Raw genomic sequence first — 220 nt, 5'->3', positions numbered from 1 at the left:
GGGCCGCCGCGCCGGCCGGGGGCCGCGGCGCCGCCAGGCGCGGCACGGTCCGGACGCCGCCGCGGACGGCGGCTTCGATGTCACCCCGACGGGCCCGCAACTCGCCCAGAACGAAGGGTAGTTGTGTGTCGGCCGGGGCCTCCTGGAGGTCCAGGTGCGCGCAGTCGAGCCACGGGAGCTCCTGCGCGAGGCTCGTCAGCAGACCCAGCCGGGCCGCCCG

The 220-nt window shown here is 78.6% G+C and carries 1 protein-coding gene; it reads right to left on the bottom strand.

What is annotated here, in order from left to right; all coding sequences use genetic code 11:
* The coding region (locus tag JNW98_RS35100) for a hypothetical protein (protein ID WP_223772318.1) at nucleotides 1-220 on the bottom strand (220 nt) is incomplete at both ends.

It is taken from the genome of Streptomyces huiliensis (assembly GCF_020037025.1).
Lineage (GTDB): Bacteria > Actinomycetota > Actinomycetes > Streptomycetales > Streptomycetaceae > Streptomyces > Streptomyces huiliensis.
This window is presented reverse-complemented; position numbering and strand designations above follow the sequence as displayed.